Source organism: Bradyrhizobium sp. USDA 4449 (assembly GCF_054056275.1).
Genome location: NZ_JBSRYD010000001.1, coordinates 5,268,040 through 5,285,765 on the forward strand (window position 1 = coordinate 5,268,040; position 17,726 = coordinate 5,285,765).

A 17,726-nucleotide genomic window follows, 5' to 3' on the forward strand; every position below is an offset into this window, starting at 1 on the left:
GAAAGAGGGGAGTAGTCCCATGAAAACAGGTCTCGTGATCACCGCCCATCCCGGCGATTTCGTCTGGCGCGCCGGGGGCGCCATCGCGCTGCATGCGAAGAAGGGCTATCGCATGAAGATCGTCTGCATGTCATTTGGCGAGCGCGGCGAGAGCCAGTTTGCCTGGAAGGAAAAGGGCGCAACGCTGGAGTCGGTCAAGGCCGGTCGCAAAGACGAGGCGGAGCGGGCGGCCAAGCTATTGGCTGCAGAGATCGAGTTCTTCGATTGCGGCGACTATCCGCTGAAGCTCACCGAGGCGCATTTCGACCGCATGGTCGACATCTACCGAGAGCTCAATCCGAGCTTCGTGCTGACGCACGCGCTGGAAGACCCCTATAATTTCGACCACCCGAATGCGGCGCATTTCGCGCAGGAGACCCGCGTGGTCGCGCAGGCGATGGGCCACAAGCCGGGCGCGCAGTATAAATATTCGGCGCCGCCGGTGTTCCTGTTCGAGCCGCACCAGCCCGAGCAGTGCAATTACAAGCCGGACCTGCTGCTCAAGATCGACGAGGTCTGGAAGCAAAAATACGAGGCATTCCAGATTCTCGCCGCGCAAAAGCATCTCTGGGGCTATTACGAGCGCGTCGCGCTCAATCGCGGCATCCAGGGCAGCCGCAACACCGGCGTGCCCATGACCTATGGCGAAGCCTATCAGCGCCTGTTCCCGACCGTCGCGGAGGAATTGGCATGAGGCCGGTCGTCGTTCGCAACATCGAGCGAGCCGATCCCGCCGGGATGGCGGAGTACGGCGTCTCGACCGTGCACGAGGCCTATGGCCGCCTCGGCCTGATGAAGCCATACTTGCGGCCTGTTTGGGCGGGGGCATCGATCGCCGGTCCCGCGGTGACCGTGCTCGCGCAGCCCGGCGACAACTGGATGATCCATGTCGCGGTCGAGCAGTGCCGGAAGGGCGATATGCTCGTCGTCGGCTGCACCACCGACAACACCGACGGCATGTTCGGCGAGCTGCTTGCAACCTCGCTCCAGGCGCGCGGCGTGCAGGGGCTGGTCATCGATGCCGGCTGCCGTGACGTCAAAGCGCTGCTCGAGATGAATTTTCCGGTGTGGTCGCGCGCGGTCTCAGCCAGGGGCACGGTGAAGGCCACGCTCGGTTCGGTCAACGTTCCCGTGGTTTGCGCCGGCGTCAATGTCGATCCCGGTGACATCATCGTCGCCGATGACGACGGTGTCGTCGTGGTCCCGAAGCGCTATGCTGCTGCAGTCGCCGAGAAGGCGAGGCAGCGCAACGCGGACGAGAGCGGCAAGCGCGCGCGCCTCGCCTCGGGCGAGCTTGGCCTCGACATGTACAACATGCGCGACGCACTGGCGAAGGCCGGGCTCGTCTATGTCGATAGCCTCGAGGACGTCTGAAAAAAGTGGAGCGAGCGGATGGATCGTCTCAAGCTGAAGGCCGTGCTCGGCAATCACCCCCACGTCAAGGCGACGAAGAGCGGCGAGCTCCGCTCCGATCTGTTCGATCTCGAGTTCATCGAATACACGCCGACCAACACCGCGTTCAAACCGATGGTCCGCGAGCAGGCCTTCGACGTCTGCGAAATGGCGATCGTGACCTTTCTGATGGCCAAAGCTCATGGCAAGCCGCTCGTGCTGCTGCCGGCGACCATGCTTGGCCGCTTTCAGCATTCCTACGCGCTTTACAATCCGGCGCACGGAATGCTCGGGCCATCCGATCTCGAAGGCAAGCGGGTTGGTATCCGCTCGTTCACCACGACGACGGGCGCCTGGATCCGGGGCATTCTCGCCAACGACTACGGCGTCGACCTCGACAAGATCAAATGGGTGACGTTCGAGGACCCGCACGTCGCCGAATATGTCGACACCACCGAGCGCGCGCCGAAGGACAGGAAGGCATTGCAGATGCTGCTCGACGGCGAAGTGGATGCCGTGCTCGGCGAGACCTCCGATCATCACGGCCTGAAGTCGCTCTTTCCCGATCCGGTCGCGGAGGCCGCCAGATGGTATGCGCGCCGTGGCGTCGTGCCGGTCAACCATCTCGTGGTCGTGACCGAGCAGCTTGCACGATCACGCCCTGACGTGGTCGCGGGCGTCTATGATCTGCTCAAGCGGAACAAGGCCCAGGCGGGACCTGCGGGGGCGCCCGACCTTTTGCCCTTCGGGATTGAAGCGAACAGGAAGCCGTTGGAGCTCATCGTCGACTACGCATTCCAGCAGGCGCTGATCCCGCGCCGCTATGCAGTCGGGGAGCTGTTCGATGCCAACATAGGAGGACTGGAGTGATGGCGGATCCGAAGCGCTGGCAGATCGGGCTGGTTGGCTATGGTGAGGTCGGCCGGATCCTGGCCGAGGATTTGCGCCAGCAGGACATCAAGGTCGCGGCTTTCGATATCAAGCTTGGCGGGGAGCAGGGCGCCGCGCTGAAGGAGCACGCGGCCAAATTTGGCGTGACGCTCGCCACCTCTCACGCCGAGCTGACGGCGAGATCCGACTTCATCATCTCAGCCGTGACGGCGAGCCAGGCCGTCCCAGTCGCAAAGGCGTGCGCGGCTGCGATCAACCAGGGCACCTGGTTTCTGGATTTCAATTCGGCTTCGCCCGGCGCCAAACAACGCGCGGCAGCACTGATCGACGGTGCCGCGGGACGCTATGTCGAGGGCGCTGTGATGACGTCGGTGCCGCCTTACCGGATCAAGGTGCCGCTGCTGCTCGGCGGTGCTGGCGCGAGGGAGCTCGAGCCGCTGCTCAATGCGATCGGCTTTGCGGCGAAGGTCGCGAGCGACAAGCTCGGCGTGTCTTCGGCGGTGAAGATGTGCCGCAGCATCATGATCAAGGGCCTCGAGGCCATGGTGATCGAAAGTTTTACGACCGCACGCGCCTATGGCGTCGAGGATGCCGTGCTGGCATCGCTCGCGGAAACCTTTCCCGCCATCAACTGGGAGAAGCAGGGCGCCTATTTCTTCCAGCGCGTGATCGAGCACGGCCGCCGCCGCGCCGAGGAGGTCCGCGAAGTCGCCGAAACCGTGCGCGAGGCCGGGCTGACGCCGTGGTCAGCGCAGGGTACGGCCGAGCGTCAGGCCTGGGTCGCCGATCTCGCCGATGAAGGCGTGTTTGGGATGAAGGGTACCAAGGAATTTGCCCGGAGCGCCGACTGGCGCATCGAGGCGGATCGTATTCTGGCGAAGATCAAACATTGAACGCGCGGGCTCAGCTCAGGATTCTGGCGCTGCGCAGTTAGCCGGAGATTTCGTCGCGCGCGGCCTGGATCAAATCGATCAGGCTCTTGGCCCCGCGGACAACGTCCTTGGTGCGCTCAGTCCGGAATTCGGTCAGGATCATGCGAATGCACTTGTCGGCGGTATCGAGCGTGCGGAGCGCGCGAGCCATGTCATCCTGCGTGTGGATCGCCGCTATATCGAGGCCCGACAAAACTTCGCCGATGCCGTTCAATCGCTTGACGGCCGTCTCCCCGGGCGTGCTGGCCCGGATGGATTGATAATCAATGCTGCTGAATGCGCTGAACATATCCATAGCTTCCCCAGAGAACGCAGACGGTCAGGGCGCACGTCCTAGTATGGCTAGTGCGTCCCTTCCCGCAACGCGTGGAGCTACGGTCCGGGATTTTACTGGGCTCGGATTTGGAGAAGGATTGCCGGTGACTCGGGCCCGTCACGTCCGGGGATCAGCGAGGTTTCCCCATCATCCTACCATTGGCCGCGACGAGCATACCTGCCTTGTACACAGCGCGGCCCTGCGGCACCGCGACCACGGCCTCGGGCACATGCTCCGCAGCCAGCGTCACGAAATCGGCCTTGGCGCCGACACGCAGACCGTAGCCTTCGAGGCGCAGAGCCTTGGCGCCAGATTCGGTGACGACATCGAATGCGACCCGGAGTTCCTCGTCGGTGTTGAAGCCCGAACGATAGCCGAGCGTCGTCGCCCGGCGCAGCATGTCGCCATCGCCATAGGGCCACCATGAATCGCGGATGTTGTCGTTGCCGCTGAACACGGTGACGCCGGCATCGCGCAGGACAAGGATCGGCGGGAATGCCCGGGCGCCCGGCGCATTGGTCATAATCGCGACGCCGGAGCGCGCGAGGGTTTCGGCGACAGTCTTGAGGTGATCCACCGCGATATCGCCCAGGCCGTAAGCGTGGCTGACCGCGACATGGCCCTCCATGCCGAGCGCGCGCGTGCGCGCCGCGATCTGCTCGATCTCGAAGGCGCCCAACGAGCCCATGTCGTGCAGGTGGATATCGACATCGACGCCGTGCTTCCCGGCGACGCCAAACACCACATCCAGATGCTTCTCGACATCCCGGTCAAAGCTCGCAGGATCGAGGCCGCCGACGAGGTTCGCGCCGAGGCCGATGGCCTCATCCAGCAATTGCGGCGTGCCCGGGCTCGCCAGAATGCCGCTCTGCGGAAAGGCGACGAGCTGGATATCGATCAGGTCCCGATACTCCTCGCGCACACGCAAGATCGTCTCGAGCGATTTCAGCCCGACCGAGCCATCGACCATGACGTGGCTGCGCATTCGCGTTGAGCCATTGATGATGCAGAGATCGAGCTGGTTTCGGGCTCGCACGTCCATCGGCGCTGACAGGGCCATGTTCTGCGCCTGGAAGGCCACGCGTTCGCGTACGTCGAAGCCATTGGTGCACGGCCTGTGGGGACGCCAGGCGTCACCATAGAAGCTGGTGTCGAGATGGATGTGGCCCTCGACGAAACCGGGAACGACGAGAGCGTTGCCGAGATCAACAGTCTCGGCGTCGCCTGCGGGCGCATCAGCGGGCAGGAGCGCGGCGATACGACCGTCCTTGACCGCGATGTGGTGGCGCGCTCCGCCGTCGAAGCGTGCGTTCATGAAGAGTTTGTCGAAGGCCATCCGGTCGCTCCCCTTGGGTCGATGTGCAGCGCTCGTTGTGGGCGTCGTTCAGTTTCGCGGCTGAAGCAGCTTGGCCGGCAGCCGCTCAAAGGTTTGGCGTCCGTTCTTGAAACCCATCAGGATATCGGGCAGCTCCGCGATGGCGAAACGGCTGTCCTTGATGTCGAGGACGACGAGATCGGCGCGCTTTCCGACCGCGATCCCGTAATCCCTGAGGTTCATGAGCCGCGCCGGCAGCTCGGTGACAAGATCGAGGCAGGCGTCGAAGTCGCCGACGGAGGCGTGGGCGACGTTGGCGTAAAAGTTCGCCATGCGCAGCAGCGACGCATCGCCGAACGGCGTGAAGGGATTGAGCACGTTGTTGGTCGCGACCGAGCAGACGACGCCGCCGCCCGCGAGCTTGTGGGCGAGCGTCAGTCCACGCGGCGCGTTGTGGGTGGCCTCACGCCCCATCAGATAGAGATCGGTGGCGGGCAGCACAGTGACGGCGATTCCGGCCCTCGCCAATTGCGCCGTGGCCGCCTTCAGCCGTTCCGGCGGCATGGCCGAAAGTTTGGTGACATGCCCGATCGCGACGCGTCCCTGATAATTGCGCTGCTCGGTCTGCCTGATGACTTCGTCGAGATGCGACCAGGAGGGATCGAGATCGAAGTCGAGATGGAGGTCGACGTCGAGGTCGAATTGCTCGGCGAGATCGAAGATGCGCGCGAGATGCACGTTCGGGGCGGGGTCGGTATAGGGGCAGCCGCCGATCGCGTCGGCGCCCTGGCGCAGGGCCTGGATCAGCAGCTCCTCCGCGCCAGGATCATTGGTTAGGCCCTCTTGTGGAAAAACGCAGAGCGAGAGATCGATGGCCCAGGCATAGTCGCGCTTGAGCGCCTTGACCGCCTCGAAGCTGCGCAAGCCGATGCGCGGGTCAATTTCGACATGGGTGCGCATCCGGGTCGTGCCGTGCACGATGGCGCGCTCGAGCACCTTGGCGCCGCGGGCATAGACATCGTCGATGTCGAAATCCCGCTTCATCGCCGAGACGGCACGGATGGCATCGCGGAGCGTGCCGTGGATGTGCCCGCAGCGTTCGAGCAGGCATGCCTTGTCGAGATGGATGTGGGTGTCGACGAAGCCTGGGAGTGCCAGCCGTCCTCCGACATCGATCTCGATGGCTTCGCAGGCGAGCCGGGGTTCGATCGCGGTGATGCGTCCGCCTTTCACACCGAGATCGACAGGTGTCACGGATGATCGCAACAGGGCGTTGCGGAAGATCAGGTCAAAGGCGGTCTGGGCGGTCATGGCGGAGAATCTTGGGGTGGGCTCGTAGGGCTCGGCGACGGGGCGCCAGGACAGCAATGTAACTGAGATGGAGGGTCGGCCGCCACATCGAAAGCGGCGATAGCTGATGAACGGAGGCTGGTCTGGCGGTTGGCGCGCGCCTGCGCTATCAACCGATCGGTGGCGCCCGGCATGGAGGCGCAACCGCTTTCAGGAGTCCGCCGATGCGTCTATCCGCCGTCCTTTTGGCCGTCACATGTCTTGCCGGCGCAGCGTCTGCCGAAGATCTGTCGGGCACGCTTCAGAAGGTCAAGGACACCGGGAAGATCACGCTCGGCTACCAGGAAGCCTCCGTGCCCTTCAGCTATCTCGACGGCAACCAGAAGCCGGTCGGGTTTGCCATGGACATCTGCCTCAGGATCGTCGACGCCGTGAAGAAGCAACTCGCCATGCCCGACATTGCCGTCGAGACTGTCGCCGTGACCTCGTCCAACCGCATCCCGCTGATGGTCAACGGCACGCTCGATCTCCACTGCTCGGCGACCACCAACAATGCCGACCGCCAGAAGCAGGTCGCCTTCACCAACACGCATTTCCTCAGCGCGACGCGGTTTGCCGCCAAGAAGGCTTCCAGGATCAACACCATCGACGACCTCAAGGGCAAGGCCGTCACCGCTGTGGCAGGCTCAGTTAATTTGAACCAGCTCGCCAAGGTCAATACCGAGCGCAATCTCGGTATCAAGATCATGCCGGCCGTGGACCAGGCCGAGGCGTTCCTGCTGCTGGAGACCGACCGTGCTCAAGCCTACGCGCTCGACGATGTCCAGCTTGCGGTCGCAATTGCGCGCTCGAAGGAGCCGGCGCTGTTCATGATCAGCGAGGAGACGTTCTCGAAGCCTGAACCTTACGGGATCATGCTGCGCCGGGACGATGCGCCGTTCAAGGCGCTCGCCGATCGCGCCACGGCCGAGCTCTATGCGAGCCCGGAGATCGAGGTGCTCTACAGGAAATGGCTGGAATCGCCGACGCCGCCGAACGGGATCAACTACAACGTTCCGATGTCGGCAGCCTTGCGCAACGCCTTCAAGAACCCGAGCTCGAGCGCCGATCCGGATGTATATCTTGTGAAGTGAGGCGAGGGCGCCAGCGGGCGCGCGGCGTGTCGAGCAATCGGCCCGCCAGCGCCACGCCGCTTGCCGCAATCGCCGCCATGACGAGGGCCCAGGCCACAAACAACCGATGGCCGATCAGCGCGCCGCTTAAGAGCGGGGCGCTGATGTTTGCACCCGACATCAGCGATTGGTTGAGGCCCATGATCATGCCCTGGCGGTTGATCGCAGTCGAGCGCGACAGCTCCGCCGTCAGCGTGCTGCGGGCAAACATGGTGCCGACGATGATCAGCGTCAGGTAGATCGCGAGCAGGCTGATATTGCTGCCGGCGGCAAGGCCGGCAAATCCGAGGCCCATGCAGGCGAAGGCTGCCATCACGATCGTGCGGTCGGAAGCGACGAGGTTCGCCCGCGTGATCAGAAGTCCCTGAACCACCATGTTGATGAAGCCGGCATAAGCAAACATCCAGCCGAGCTCGCGCGCGCCGAAGGGATGTCGGTCCCAGGAGAACCGCGCCGACAGGAACAGGCCGATCTGCGACAGGAACATCGAATTGACGAAGAAGAACACGATCAGCAGGCCGAGCAGGCGCCAACCGTAGCGCATGCCGAACAGGCTGCGCATCAGCGTCGGCTCGGGCACGCGGTGCTGGTAGAGCGGCTCGGATGCGGGATGATCGGGCGGAAGAAGGGCAATCGTGGCGAGGATGCTGATAAGCGAGAGCGCGGCTGCGGCCCACACCGGTGCGGTCTGGCCGTAATGAACCAGGAAGCTCGCCAGCGCCGGCCCGAGCAGGAGCCCCGTGCCGATCGCACCGCTGGTCATGCCGAGCGCCTGCTTGCGCGTCGCCGGTGCGCTGTGCTCGGCGGCATAGGCGTGGGCGACGGAGATGTTTCCTGATGTCAGGCCATCGATGATACGCGCCAGGAACACCAGCGTCAGATTGCCGGCCAGCGCGAGCAGGACGAATCCAATGAGCGTTCCGATCTGGCTGACGACCAGGACTTTCCGCCGCCCGTAGCGGTCGGAGAGAATGCCGACCACGGGACCCGCGACGAGCTGGCAAACGGCATAGACCGAGATCAGCGCGCCGATCAGGAAGGGCGTGGCGCCGAGCCGCTGCGAATAGAACGGCAGCAGCGGCAGGATGATGCCCATCCCCGTGGCGTCTACGGCCACGACGACGAAGGTCGGGGCGAGCGAGAGCGCGCTTTCGCCCGCCATCGCCTGCCGTACCTCTGCCGTGGAACCCGGGGCCATGACGCGTTGTCCTCGTTCGCTTTTGCGTGATCGGTCTGAATGTTCCGGATATATAGTTGCAGGCTAATAGTTCGTGTCCTATCTATTTTGCATGGCTCTGTCGCAGGCTCACATCCACGGCGAAATCGGCCGGCTGGTCGCGCGCCTGGCCCGCGTCTGGCGGCGCGAGTCGGATCAGGCGCTGTCCGACCATGGGCTGTCCTATGCAACCGCGATTCCGCTCCTGGTGCTGTCGCGGCAGGGCGAGAACGTCCGCCAAGGCGTGCTGGCCGACGAGCTCGGCATCGAAGGGCCGTCGCTGGTGCGCCTGATTGATCTGCTCCAGGCCGAGGGTCTGGTGGAGCGCCGCGAAGACGCCACCGATCGCCGTGCCAAAACGCTCCATCTGACCAAAGCGGGCGAAGCCAAGGTCGAGGAGACCAACCGGATCTTGCGGCGGGTGCGGGCACGCCTGCTCAAGGATATCGCGGCCGAGGAACTTGCGATAACGTTCGAGACTCTTCAGCGCATCGAACAGAGGGCCAGCCGGCTACAGGACGCCAGGACCGGTCCAGAGGCGAAGTAGCTATGCGCCCTGATGAGCCGTTCCTGGTCCGCCATGCGGACCTCATTTTTGCTCTGAAGACGTTCGCCGCGGCGATGCTCGCGCTCGTCATTGCGCTTGCCATGGACCTGCCGCGGCCCTATTGGGCGATGGCGACCGTCTACATCACCTCACAGCCGCTCGCAGGTGCGACCAGCTCGAAGGCCTTCTTCCGCGTCATGGGCACGCTGGTCGGCGCGATCATGACAGTGGCGCTGGTCCCGAACCTGGTCAATGCGCCTGAACTGTTGTGCCTCGCGATCGCGCTCTGGGTCGGGCTCTGCCTCTATCTGTCGCTGCTCGACGGCACGCCGCGCAGCTACGTCTTCATGCTGGCCGGCTACACGGTCGCGCTGATCGGCTTTCCCTCGGTGTCCGACCCCGGTGCGATTTTCGACACGGCTGTTGCGCGTCTGGAAGAGATTTCCCTCGGCATCATCTGCGCCAGCCTGGTCTCCACGATCGTCTTTCCCCGCAGTGTCGCCCCGGCAGTCGCAGGCCGTGTCGACAGCTGGCTGCTCGACGCACGCCGCCTCAGCCAGGTCGTCCTGCTGCGCGAGGGCACCGTTGAGACCCGCCGCGGCAAGCGCCTCAAGCTTGCCACCGACATCGTCGAGATCGACACGCTCTCCACCCATCTCGCCTATGACCGGCTGACCGATCGCAGCGCGGTGACCGGCCTCGGCGAGATCCGGCTGCGGATGCTGATGCTGCTGCCCGTGATCGCCTCGCTCGAAGACCGTCTGGCGGCGTTAGGGGAGGAAGCTCTGCGGCGGCAGCCCGAGCTGAAGCGACTGCTGGAGGATCTTGCCCAATGGATCGTCAGCGACCTCAGCACACGGCAACCGGCTGAACGGATCCGCGCCATGATCGCGGAACGGCAGGCGGTGCTCGATGACAGCGCGTCCTGGGAGCGGATCATCATCACCAGCCTGCTGTCGCGGCTGCGCGAGCTGGTCGACCTCTCGCGCGATTGCCGGGAATTGACCGAGGCGATCGCCGATAACCGCAATGTCTCGACGCTCGATCTGGCGTTCCACTCCGAAGCCGGCGCTGCGCCCGTCCGCCACCGCGATCGCGGCATGGCCCTTTGGTCGGCGGCCGGCGCGGCCGGGGCCATCCTGATCTGCTGCGCGTTCTGGATCGGCACAGGCTGGCCGGATGGTGCATCGGCGCCGATGATGGCGGCGGTCGCTTGCTCGTTCTTTGCTGCGCAGGACGAGCCCGCGCGCTTCATCCGCAGCTTCGGCCTGTGGTCGCTGGTCGCCATCGTGGTCGTCGCGATCTACCTGTTCGCGCTGGTGCCCGCGATCTCGGATATCGAGGTTCTGGTCGTCGCGCTGGCGCCGACCTTCCTGCTCTATGGCTTCCTGATCGCGCGGCCGGCCACGGCGGGCACCGGCATGGCGCTCGCGGCCAACACCGCCACGCTGCTCGCGTTGCAATCGACCTATTTCGCGGATTTCGTCTCCTACGCCAATTCCGCCGTCGCCTTCTTCGTCGGCGTCCTCATCGCCGAACTGGTGACGCGGATCGCGCGTGGAGTGGGGGCGGAATGGATTGCCAATCGCCTGGTGTTGTCGAGCTGGATCACGATCGCGGTTGCGGCCGAACGACGGGGAAAACGCGACCGCGCGGAGTTCGCAGGGCTCATGCTGCACCGTCTCGGGCTACTGGTGCAGCGCATCGCGTTCCTCTCCGAGAGCGACCGGCGCGATGCCGACAGCCTCGTGCAGCTCCGCATCGGGATCAACATCATCGATCTGCGCCGCGCGCGTTACGGGCTTGCGGCATCGACCATCGCGGTCATCGACGACATGCTCGATCAGCTCGCCATCGCCTGCCGTAACTATGCGGGCGGCGGAATGCCGCGCGAGCTTCTGGTCAGCGTCGACCGGGCGCTGGCGCAGGCGGTGAAAGATCCCAATGACAGCCCACGCGAAGACGCCTTGATCGGCCTCGTCGGTATCCGCCGGGGCCTATTCCCGGACGCGCCGGCCTATCGGCCGCGTGCAGATGCGAGTGTGGCGGCATGAGATATGTCATCGACATCTATGGCGTGCTGGTGCCGGCGCTGCTGCTCTGGATCATCCTCGCCTATGTGCTGAGCGCGCTTCTGCGCCGGCTCATGCAACGCTTCGACCTGTACCGGCTGGTCTGGCACCGCGCGCTGTTCGATTTCGCTGTTTTCGTTTGCCTCCTCGGCGGCGTGGTCTATCTCTCGGAGTATCTCTCATGAAGGGAAATTTTGCCTGGATCGGCCGGCTTGCAGTGACCATCATCGTGGTCATCGCCGCGGTCGGGGTCGGCCGCGAGCTGTGGGCCTATTACATGGAGTCGCCCTGGACGCGTGACGGCCGTGTGCGCGCGGACGTGGTTCAAGTCGCGCCTGATGTCTCCGGCTTCGTCACCGACGTGCTCGTCAAGGACAACCAGAAAGTCCATCGCGGCGATGTGCTGTTCAGGATCGATCGCGAGCGGTTCGCCCTGGCGCTGCGGCAGGCCGATGCGTCGGTCGCCGGGCATCAAGCGACGCTCGATCAGGCCAATGCCGATCTGAAGCGCTACAGTGCGCTGACGACCGATGCCGTGTCGCAGCAGAAGCAGGAACAGGTGCTTGCGACCCAGCTTCAGGCCAAGGCGGCCTTCGACCAGGCCGTTGCCGACCGCGCCGTTGCCCAGCTCAATCTCGATCGCAGCGAGGTCAAGGCGTCCGTGAACGGCGTGATCACCAATATGGACCTGCGCCCCGGCGCTTACGTTTCCGCCGGCAAGGGCGTGATGGCGCTGGTCGACAGCGACACGTTGCATGTCGAAGGCTATTTCGAAGAGACGAAACTTGCGCGCATTCGTACCGGCGACAAGGCGGTGGTCCGCCTCATGGGCGAGAAGGCGACGCTGACAGGCCACGTCGAGAGCATCGCCGCCGGCATCGAGGACCGCGACCGTGCCGAGGGCGCCAGCCTGCTCGCAAACGTCAATCCGACCTTCAGCTGGGTGAGGCTTGCCCAGCGCGTGCCCGTGCGCATTGCGCTGGATCCGGTGCCGGAGGGAATGTCGCTGGTTGCCGGGCGCTCGGCGACCGTGGAGGTATTGGACTAACGCAGCGACCAGATGATCACGCTTGCCTTGGGGAAAACCGGTACCGAACGTTTCAAAGCCAAATCGTAAGGCTAATCCTGACTCGCGCGTGTGTGAGTCGGGGGACTGTATGAGCGTTTGGTTTTTAGTCCTAGCAGCTTGCGTCGTCGGCGCGTTGCTCCTTTTGGCGTTCTGCCGGTAGGACCGACAGCAGATGTACTTGTTGCTGCGACGCATCAGCGAGCCGCGGAATAGCGGTTCCAAGCGGATCGTTTTTGACTGTGCACGGATGAACGCGTTCACTTCCGGGATCGGAGGCGGACGTGAGCTGGTTGTTTGTGTTTCTCATTGCCGCGAGCGCAGTCGTTCTGATCGCCCATGCGATTGACGCGATGCGTTCTTGAAGTTGCCCGTGACTCGGTTTCGTCGGTAGCTCGGTAAGCGCCGAAAATGTTCCGAGGCGCGAGAGTGTCAATTCGAAGACCTGGCCCTGCGGCCCAAGCTTGTCAAAGCGGGAGGAAAACGATCATGCTTGCGTTCTATCTGCCGATCATCATTTTCGGAGCGATGCTCGAAGCGTTTTCGGGTCGCAGTGCATCGCCGCCAGGTGTCGACTAGATGCCGACCCACAGCACTGGTTCCAGTGCTGACGCGCCGGCGTTCGCCTACGCGCTCGAATTCGTCTTCAGCTCGAACCGGGCGATCTGGTTCCTGTGCACTTCGTCAGGCACCTCGGCGAGGGGCAGCAGGCGTGAAGTGGCGTAGGCCTGGGCAAAGCTTCGAGATGCGGCCACCTCGATGTTGGTCGCGTCCGATGAGGCGACCGCAGGCGTGGTGATGGCGAAGCAGGAACGGATTTCGCCTGCGTGCAGCGGCTTCAGGCAGTGCTCCTTGTCCTTCTCCGTGTCGTCGTGCGGGTTTGGAGGTCGCCAGCGGGCTCAGCCGACGCGATAACCCCGAAACTTCTCGCGGAGCGCCGATTTGAGCACCTTGCCGGTGCCCGTCATCGGGAATTCGTCGAGAAATTCGACCGCATCAGGCATCCACCAGCTCGCGATCTTGGGACGCATGTGATCGAGCAGGGTCTTGCCGTCGATGGTCGCGCCCTTCTTGCGGACGACAAGCAGAAGAGGGCGCTCCTGCCATTTCTCGTGCGCGATTGCGACCACGGCGGCTTGCAGCACATCGGGGTGGGACAGCGCGACGTCTTCGAGCTGGATCGAGGAGATCCATTCGCCGCCCGACTTGATCACGTCCTTGGAGCGGTCGGTGAGCGTGACGTGGCCGTGGGCGTCGATCACGGCCATGTCGCCCGTGATGAGCCAGCCGTCGCGATCGAGGCCCTCGTCCAGCTTCATGTAGCCGGAGGCGACCCAGGGGCCGCGGGCGCGCAAATGGCCGACGGTCCTGCCGTCGCGCGGCAACTCGCTGCCGCCATCGTCGACGATGCGCAAGGTGGTGCCGAAGCAGGCGCGGCCCGAGACCTGGCGCCGGTCGAAGATCTCGGTTTCGCTGAGATGCTCCGAGCCCGGCCGCAACCCCGGCATCGAGCAGCCCAATGCTTCCGTCATGCCCCACGCCTGGATGTAGTCGACACCGTAGTCGCGCTTGAGCTTCTCGACCATCGCGCGTGGCGGTGCCGATCCCGACGACAGCGTTGCGCGCAGGCTGGAGAACTTGTTGCCGGTGCGGCCGAGCCAGTCGAGCAGGATCAGCCAGAAGCTCGGCACGCCAGCTGACAGTGTCACCTTTTCGCCTTCCAGCAGCTCATAGAGCTTGTCGGGCTCGTAATTGCGGCCGGGCAGCACCAGTTTCGATCCGGTATAGGGTGCAGTGAACGGCATGTTCCAGCCATTGCCGTGAAACAGCGGCGCCATCGGCATCATCACCTCACGCACGCCTTCGCGATGCCCGGGAATGAAGTCGAAGCTGGAGCACGTCATGGTCTGCAGGATCGCGGCGCGATGCGAATAGATCACGCCTTTGGGATTGCCTGTCGTGCCCGAGGTGTAGCAGATGGTGGAGGCGGATTTCTCGTCGAACTCCGGCCAGGCGAAGCCTGCGTCGCTCTCCTTGTCCAGCAGCTCCTCATAGCAACGGACGTTCGCAAGTTTCGTCTCCGGCATGCGTTCGCGCGATGACATGATCACATAAGCTTCAACCGCCGTCAGCTGCGGCGCGATCGCCTCGACGATCGGCAGAGTGGCGCGGTCGACGAACAGGATGCGGTCTTCGGCGTGGTTGATGATGTAGACGAGTTGTTCGGGGAATAGTCGCGGATTGACGGTGTGCAGCACGTATCCCATGCCGGGCGCTGCGTAGAACATCTCGAAATGACGATGCGTGTTCCAGGCCAGCGTGCCGACGCGGTCGCCTTGCTTCATGCCGAGCCGCTTGAGCGCCAGCGCCATGCGCTTGATGCGCGGATGGGCCTCGGCATAGGTGTAACGGTGGATGTCACCTTCGATCTCGCGCGCGACGATCTCCGCCTCGCCGTGATAGTCGGCGGCATATTGGATCAGGCCGCTGATCAACAGCGGCATGTCCATCATCAATCCGAGCATCGTCCCCTCCACTAAAATCATGTCTTCGCATGATGCGTTCGCGCTTGCCGGCAAGGTAGCGGAACGTCGCGCGGCGTCCACGCAAAAAGCGGCGGACGCGATTGCGTGCGCCACCTTTTCAGGGCTAACTGGCGCAAATTGCAGGCCGAAGCAGTGCCGCCGTGAAGGAGATTGATGTCAGCGCAAAGACGCAAGACCGGTGCAGCCGGCAGGCCTCGTGATGGCGCCTTGGAGGGGCTGGAATTGACCTATGGGGCCGACGCGACGAGCGACAGCTATCCGGTTCCGGCATGAGCGGCATGATCCGGCCCCCTACGGGGGCGACGCGGCTCTCCATCATCATCGGCGATCCCATTGCGCAGGTGCGCTCGCCCGCCGGTGTTTCCGCGGAGTTCTTAGCGCGCGGCCATGATGGCATTCTGGTGCCTGTTCAGGTCTCCACCAGCGATCTGACCGGTTTCCTCTCGGTCGCGACGCGGTTGAAGAATCTCGATGGCATCGTGGTGACGATCCCGCACAAATTCGCCTGCTACCAGGCCTGCGCCAGTGCGACCGAACGCGCGCACTTCCTGCGCACCGTCAACCTGATGCGCCGGCGCGCCGACGGGGCGTGGCATGGCGACATGGTGGATGGCCTCGGCTTCGTCGGTGCCGCGCGGGCGAAGGGGATCGATCCAAAGGGGATGCGGGCGCTTCTCGTCGGAGCGGGCGGGGCGGGCTCGGCCATCGCGCTCGCCCTGGTCGAGGCCGGGGTGAGTGAGCTTGCCATTCACGACAGTTCGGCCGAGCGGCGGGATGCGCTCGTCCATCGGCTCAATGAGCTCGGTAAGGCGCGCGTGCGGGCAGGCACCATCGATCCGTCCGGCTCCGATTTCGTCGCCAATGCGACGCCGGCCGGAATGAGGGACGGCGATCCGCTGCCGGTCGATACCTCGCGGCTGGCGTCGTCGGCCTATTGCGGCTGCGTCATCACCAAGCCAGACATTTCGCCCTTCATCGCAGCAGCCCGCAAGCTGGGCTGCGTCACCGCGACCGGCAGCGAGATGTACGGGCAGCACCAAGGCATCATGGTGGATTTCCTGCTCGGGACCGATGGCGGACGCTAAGGGTTTGATCATGTCAAGCGCATTGCTTGCATTGATTGCACTCCTCGGGGCTTGAGCGCGCGCGCCTGACGTAGGATCATGCCCGCGCGCGAGCCGGTCGCGCAAAGTCGAGGAAGGGAACGCAGGAATGACTGAGGGCAAGACCGTTGCGACGGCGATGATCGGCGCGGCCGCGCTGCTGTTGTGCCTGATGCCCGCCGCTCAAGCCGCGCAATGCGGCAACGGGCCCGGCGGCTTCGAGGCCTGGAAGCGTCAGTTCAGCGCGGAGGCGCAGGGCAAGGGCATCGGCCAGACCGCGATCTCGGCCCTGATGCAGACCAATTACGCCAGCGCCACCATCAATGCTGATCGCAGCCAGCACAGTTTTTCACTCTCCCTTGAGCAGTTCCTGGCCAAGCGCGGCGCCACCACCATCGTGGCACGCGGCCGATCGCTGAAGCAGTCGCAGGCGGCGATGTTCGCCTCGATCGAGCAGCGCTACGGCGTGCCGCCGGGACCGTTGATCGCGATCTGGGGCATGGAGACCGGATTCGGCAGCCAGCGGGGCAACCAGAACATGCTCTCGTCGATTGCGACACTCGCCTATGACTGCCGTCGTCCTGAGTTCTTCACCGAGCAGCTCTATGCGGCGCTGAAGCTGGTCGACCGCGGCGTGCTGTCCGGGGCGACCCGTGGCTCCATGCATGGCGAAGTCGGCCAGACCCAGTTCATGCCCAAGAACATCCTGGCCTACGGCACCGGCAATCTCGACGTCGCCGCCAACGCGCTGAGCTCGACCGCGAATTTCCTGAAAGCCAATGGCTGGCGCGCGGGAGCCGGTTACCAGCCGGGCGAGCCGAATTTTGCCGCGATCCAGGCCTGGAATGCGGCCGGCGTCTACCAGAAGGCCATCGCGCTGATGGGCCGGCAGATCGACGGGGGTGGCGGAGCGGCAGCAGCCCGTTGAGGGTACTCCGCAAGGCGTGACCTGCTTGGCAGAGAAAGTTGTTGCTTTCAGGAACCGACAGCACGAGGTTTGCTTAGATCAAGTTCAGGGCTGGGCATGAGGAGAACTCAACATGGCTACCCAGATCGTGATGGACCAGACTGGCGATACACGCCACGAGTTTGATCCCGAAAATGCCGAAGCGTTGGCGCGGGCCGAACAGCGCTTTCGGGAGTTGACCGGCGCGGGCTTTACCGCGGCGTACCGGACCGGACCCGGCGAAGTCACGCGGATCAAATCGTTCGACCCGACCGCGCAGGAAACGCTGTTCTATCCCCGCCTCGTCGGCGGTTGATCTGAACGGCCGATGATCGCGGTCTTCAGGCTCGGCGCGCCCGCGCGAGCGCGTCTGCACGCGCTCCGCGAGCTCTACCGTCGCTTCTTTGGCGAGAACACGCCTGAGGCGCGGGGCAGGCGGCTATTGGCCGAATGGCTGTCTGAGGAGCAGCGTGCCCAATTCGAGCAGCACCGGCATTTTGACGTGATCGGCTGCGACAGCGGCAAGCGTTATCGCATTCACTACGGCACCGCCGCCAACGTCCACGAGGTCGATGAGGCCGGGATTGCGACGATGGGGTGGTGCTTCGTCCCGTCAGGCTTCCTCGTGCCGGGCGATGTGATGCTGGCCCAGAAGATCGCGCTCGAGACCGACGAGAAGGGAGCACTGGCGCTCGCCAACCGGTTCCCACCGGCAACGCATTCAGAGCACTTTTACCGGCGACCGTTCTAGTGGTCAGAGCTGCCGGGTCGGTCGATCAGAGGTGCGTGGTGCGGTAGGCGTCCAGCGCGTGCGCCGCAAATACGCCGATGCTGCACAGGGCGAGAAGGGCTGAGATCAGTTCGATCATAGCTCGTCGCTCCC

At 64.2% G+C, this 17,726-nt stretch carries 18 protein-coding genes and 1 pseudogene; 13 read left to right on the plus strand and 6 right to left on the minus strand.

What is annotated here, in order from left to right; translation table 11 throughout:
* Nucleotides 1-19: 19 nt before the first annotated feature.
* From ACVIIW_RS24475 to ACVIIW_RS24490, 4 genes are read left to right on the plus strand one after another with little or no spacing between them, the layout of a single operon-like run.
* Nucleotides 20-733, plus strand: a complete 714-nt coding sequence (locus ACVIIW_RS24475) for a PIG-L deacetylase family protein (RefSeq protein ID WP_456703085.1) — start codon at nucleotides 20-22, stop codon at nucleotides 731-733.
* A complete protein-coding gene (locus ACVIIW_RS24480) occupies nucleotides 730-1,413 on the plus strand; it encodes a 4-carboxy-4-hydroxy-2-oxoadipate aldolase/oxaloacetate decarboxylase (RefSeq protein WP_456703086.1) in 684 nt (227 codons plus the stop codon). Before ACVIIW_RS24475 ends, ACVIIW_RS24480 begins: the two co-directional genes overlap by 4 nt.
* Nucleotides 1,414-1,431: 18 nt before the next feature.
* Nucleotides 1,432-2,301 (plus strand): ABC transporter substrate-binding protein, encoded by an 870-nt coding sequence (locus ACVIIW_RS24485; RefSeq protein WP_456703087.1) that lies wholly within the window; start codon nucleotides 1,432-1,434, stop codon nucleotides 2,299-2,301.
* Nucleotides 2,301-3,215 (plus strand): DUF1932 domain-containing protein, encoded by a 915-nt coding sequence (locus ACVIIW_RS24490; protein WP_456703088.1) that lies wholly within the window; start codon nucleotides 2,301-2,303, stop codon nucleotides 3,213-3,215. Before ACVIIW_RS24485 ends, ACVIIW_RS24490 begins: the two co-directional genes overlap by 1 nt.
* Nucleotides 3,216-3,252: 37 nt before the next feature.
* Here ACVIIW_RS24490 and ACVIIW_RS24495 read toward each other — a convergent pair whose 3' ends face one another.
* From ACVIIW_RS24495 to ACVIIW_RS24505, 3 genes are all read right to left on the minus strand, one after another.
* Nucleotides 3,253-3,543 (minus strand): hypothetical protein, encoded by a 291-nt coding sequence (locus ACVIIW_RS24495; RefSeq protein ID WP_456703089.1) that lies wholly within the window; start codon nucleotides 3,541-3,543, stop codon nucleotides 3,253-3,255.
* 157 nt (nucleotides 3,544-3,700) lie between these two features.
* On the minus strand, nucleotides 3,701-4,906 hold the full coding sequence (locus ACVIIW_RS24500; RefSeq protein WP_456703090.1) for an amidohydrolase family protein: 1,206 nt from the start codon (nucleotides 4,904-4,906) through the stop codon (nucleotides 3,701-3,703).
* Nucleotides 4,907-4,954: 48 nt separating this feature from the next.
* Complete coding sequence (locus ACVIIW_RS24505) at nucleotides 4,955-6,196, minus strand: amidohydrolase family protein (RefSeq protein WP_456703091.1); 1,242 nt, start codon at nucleotides 6,194-6,196, stop codon at nucleotides 4,955-4,957.
* 203 nt (nucleotides 6,197-6,399) lie between these two features.
* Here ACVIIW_RS24505 and ACVIIW_RS24510 point away from each other — a divergent pair, with 203 nt between their 5' ends.
* On the plus strand, nucleotides 6,400-7,308 hold the full coding sequence (locus ACVIIW_RS24510; protein ID WP_456703092.1) for an amino acid ABC transporter substrate-binding protein: 909 nt from the start codon (nucleotides 6,400-6,402) through the stop codon (nucleotides 7,306-7,308).
* Here the strand turns inward: ACVIIW_RS24510 and ACVIIW_RS24515 are convergent.
* The gene (locus tag ACVIIW_RS24515) at nucleotides 7,259-8,545 is read right to left on the minus strand and encodes an MFS transporter (RefSeq protein WP_456703093.1); all 1,287 of its coding nucleotides are present in this window, start codon (nucleotides 8,543-8,545) and stop codon (nucleotides 7,259-7,261) included. The two genes, ACVIIW_RS24510 and ACVIIW_RS24515, sit on opposite strands and share 50 nt — an antisense overlap.
* A gap of 91 nt (nucleotides 8,546-8,636) precedes the next feature.
* Between ACVIIW_RS24515 and ACVIIW_RS24520 the strand changes: the two genes are divergently transcribed.
* Genes ACVIIW_RS24520 through ACVIIW_RS24535 form a run of 4 tightly spaced genes read left to right on the plus strand, consistent with a single transcriptional unit; the run spans nucleotide 8,637 to nucleotide 12,230 of the window.
* Nucleotides 8,637-9,110: a MarR family winged helix-turn-helix transcriptional regulator gene (locus ACVIIW_RS24520; protein ID WP_456705253.1), complete on the plus strand. Its 474-nt coding sequence runs from the start codon at nucleotides 8,637-8,639 to the stop codon at nucleotides 9,108-9,110.
* A 2-nt stretch (nucleotides 9,111-9,112) separates the two neighbouring features.
* A complete protein-coding gene (locus ACVIIW_RS24525; RefSeq protein ID WP_456703094.1) occupies nucleotides 9,113-11,164 on the plus strand; it encodes an FUSC family protein in 2,052 nt (683 codons plus the stop codon).
* Nucleotides 11,161-11,367 (plus strand): DUF1656 domain-containing protein, encoded by a 207-nt coding sequence (locus ACVIIW_RS24530; protein ID WP_456703095.1) that lies wholly within the window; start codon nucleotides 11,161-11,163, stop codon nucleotides 11,365-11,367. The genes ACVIIW_RS24525 and ACVIIW_RS24530 overlap by 4 nt, the downstream gene beginning before the upstream one ends.
* Nucleotides 11,364-12,230, plus strand: a complete 867-nt coding sequence (locus ACVIIW_RS24535; protein ID WP_456703096.1) for an efflux RND transporter periplasmic adaptor subunit — start codon at nucleotides 11,364-11,366, stop codon at nucleotides 12,228-12,230. Before ACVIIW_RS24530 ends, ACVIIW_RS24535 begins: the two co-directional genes overlap by 4 nt.
* Before the next feature lie 758 nt (nucleotides 12,231-12,988).
* Here the strand turns inward: ACVIIW_RS24535 and ACVIIW_RS24540 are convergent.
* Nucleotides 12,989-13,114 (minus strand): annotated as a pseudogene (locus ACVIIW_RS24540) (acyl-CoA dehydrogenase); the annotation flags it as partial.
* Nucleotides 13,115-13,147: 33 nt separating this feature from the next.
* Complete coding sequence (locus ACVIIW_RS24545) at nucleotides 13,148-14,773, minus strand: long-chain fatty acid--CoA ligase (RefSeq protein ID WP_456703097.1); 1,626 nt, start codon at nucleotides 14,771-14,773, stop codon at nucleotides 13,148-13,150.
* Between the two features lie 299 nt (nucleotides 14,774-15,072).
* Here ACVIIW_RS24545 and ACVIIW_RS24550 point away from each other — a divergent pair, with 299 nt between their 5' ends.
* The 4 genes from ACVIIW_RS24550 to ACVIIW_RS24565 all read left to right on the plus strand — a co-directional run bounded on the left by ACVIIW_RS24550 (nucleotide 15,073) and on the right by ACVIIW_RS24565 (nucleotide 17,594).
* Complete coding sequence (locus ACVIIW_RS24550) at nucleotides 15,073-15,879, plus strand: shikimate dehydrogenase family protein (protein WP_456703098.1); 807 nt, start codon at nucleotides 15,073-15,075, stop codon at nucleotides 15,877-15,879.
* Between the two features lie 127 nt (nucleotides 15,880-16,006).
* Nucleotides 16,007-16,825: a lytic murein transglycosylase gene (locus ACVIIW_RS24555; protein WP_456703099.1), complete on the plus strand. Its 819-nt coding sequence runs from the start codon at nucleotides 16,007-16,009 to the stop codon at nucleotides 16,823-16,825.
* A 112-nt stretch (nucleotides 16,826-16,937) separates the two neighbouring features.
* Nucleotides 16,938-17,159 carry a hypothetical protein gene (locus tag ACVIIW_RS24560; RefSeq protein ID WP_092230347.1) on the plus strand — a complete coding sequence of 74 codons (222 nt, stop codon included), beginning with the start codon at nucleotides 16,938-16,940 and terminating at the stop codon, nucleotides 17,157-17,159.
* A 12-nt stretch (nucleotides 17,160-17,171) separates the two neighbouring features.
* Nucleotides 17,172-17,594 carry a hypothetical protein gene (locus ACVIIW_RS24565; RefSeq protein ID WP_456703100.1) on the plus strand — a complete coding sequence of 141 codons (423 nt, stop codon included), beginning with the start codon at nucleotides 17,172-17,174 and terminating at the stop codon, nucleotides 17,592-17,594.
* The last annotated feature ends 132 nt before the right edge of the window (nucleotides 17,595-17,726 follow it).

Bases quoted from the DNA above. Each gene is read 5' to 3' on its own strand.
- ACVIIW_RS24550 (WP_456703098.1), top strand. From the start codon at position 15,073: ATGATCCGGCCCCCTACGGGGGCGACGCGGCTCTCCATCATCATCGGC.
- ACVIIW_RS24490 (WP_456703088.1), top strand. From the start codon at position 2,301: ATGGCGGATCCGAAGCGCTGGCAGATCGGGCTGGTTGGCTATGGTGAG.
- ACVIIW_RS24500 (WP_456703090.1), bottom strand. From the start codon at position 4,906: ATGGCCTTCGACAAACTCTTCATGAACGCACGCTTCGACGGCGGAGCG.
- ACVIIW_RS24475 (WP_456703085.1), top strand. From the start codon at position 20: ATGAAAACAGGTCTCGTGATCACCGCCCATCCCGGCGATTTCGTCTGG.
- ACVIIW_RS24505 (WP_456703091.1), bottom strand. From the start codon at position 6,196: ATGACCGCCCAGACCGCCTTTGACCTGATCTTCCGCAACGCCCTGTTG.
- ACVIIW_RS24510 (WP_456703092.1), top strand. From the start codon at position 6,400: ATGCGTCTATCCGCCGTCCTTTTGGCCGTCACATGTCTTGCCGGCGCA.
- ACVIIW_RS24480 (WP_456703086.1), top strand. From the start codon at position 730: ATGAGGCCGGTCGTCGTTCGCAACATCGAGCGAGCCGATCCCGCCGGG.
- ACVIIW_RS24495 (WP_456703089.1), bottom strand. From the start codon at position 3,543: ATGTTCAGCGCATTCAGCAGCATTGATTATCAATCCATCCGGGCCAGC.
- ACVIIW_RS24535 (WP_456703096.1), top strand. From the start codon at position 11,364: ATGAAGGGAAATTTTGCCTGGATCGGCCGGCTTGCAGTGACCATCATC.
- ACVIIW_RS24560 (WP_092230347.1), top strand. From the start codon at position 16,938: ATGGCTACCCAGATCGTGATGGACCAGACTGGCGATACACGCCACGAG.
- ACVIIW_RS24545 (WP_456703097.1), bottom strand. From the start codon at position 14,773: ATGCTCGGATTGATGATGGACATGCCGCTGTTGATCAGCGGCCTGATC.
- ACVIIW_RS24530 (WP_456703095.1), top strand. From the start codon at position 11,161: ATGAGATATGTCATCGACATCTATGGCGTGCTGGTGCCGGCGCTGCTG.
- ACVIIW_RS24555 (WP_456703099.1), top strand. From the start codon at position 16,007: ATGACTGAGGGCAAGACCGTTGCGACGGCGATGATCGGCGCGGCCGCG.
- ACVIIW_RS24485 (WP_456703087.1), top strand. From the start codon at position 1,432: ATGGATCGTCTCAAGCTGAAGGCCGTGCTCGGCAATCACCCCCACGTC.
- ACVIIW_RS24565 (WP_456703100.1), top strand. From the start codon at position 17,172: ATGATCGCGGTCTTCAGGCTCGGCGCGCCCGCGCGAGCGCGTCTGCAC.
- ACVIIW_RS24520 (WP_456705253.1), top strand. From the start codon at position 8,637: ATGGCTCTGTCGCAGGCTCACATCCACGGCGAAATCGGCCGGCTGGTC.
- ACVIIW_RS24515 (WP_456703093.1), bottom strand. From the start codon at position 8,545: ATGGCCCCGGGTTCCACGGCAGAGGTACGGCAGGCGATGGCGGGCGAA.
- ACVIIW_RS24525 (WP_456703094.1), top strand. From the start codon at position 9,113: ATGCGCCCTGATGAGCCGTTCCTGGTCCGCCATGCGGACCTCATTTTT.